Consider the following 453-nt stretch of genomic DNA (forward strand, 5'->3'; position numbering starts at 1 on the left):
AAGTGCGTCTTTCGACTTCTCAATTACTCTTTTGATTGATTACTATTAATATCAGCTTTCCAAATTGTTAAAGAACATGTCGTGGTAAAAAACCACTTTTAAATACACTTTATAAATGCACTTAGAAGTGGTGGAGCTAAGCAGGATCGAACTGCTGACCTCCTGAATGCAAATCAGGCGCTCTCCCAGCTGAGCTATAGCCCCATATAAAATCTTTCGCGGGTGACAAAGCAAATGCGGAAGAAGTTGGTAGGCTTGGGCAGACTTGAACTGCCGACCTCACCCTTATCAGGGGTGCGCTCTAACCAGCTGAGCTACAAGCCTATCTTGCTCAATACTCTGTACAGAGTGAGTACTACCTTTTGGTGTTCTCTAATTTTCTAGACAAAACAATCTGTGTAGGCACTGCATCAAGGGCGTCATCGACGTAATAGTAAGGAGGTGATCCAACCC

General features: G+C 43.5%; 2 tRNA genes. Both read right to left on the reverse strand.

Going from position 1 to position 453, the window contains the following annotated elements:
* Positions 1 to 128 precede the first annotated feature (128 nt).
* Positions 129 to 204: transfer RNA gene (locus JV36_RS0112465), tRNA-Ala, on the reverse strand.
* A gap of 43 nt (positions 205 to 247) precedes the next feature.
* Positions 248 to 324, reverse strand: a tRNA-Ile gene (locus tag JV36_RS0112470).
* Between the last annotated feature and the right edge of the window lie 129 nt (positions 325 to 453).

The sequence above is a fragment of the Alteromonas sp. LOR genome (assembly GCF_000753865.1).
Lineage (GTDB): Bacteria > Pseudomonadota > Gammaproteobacteria > Enterobacterales > Alteromonadaceae > Alteromonas.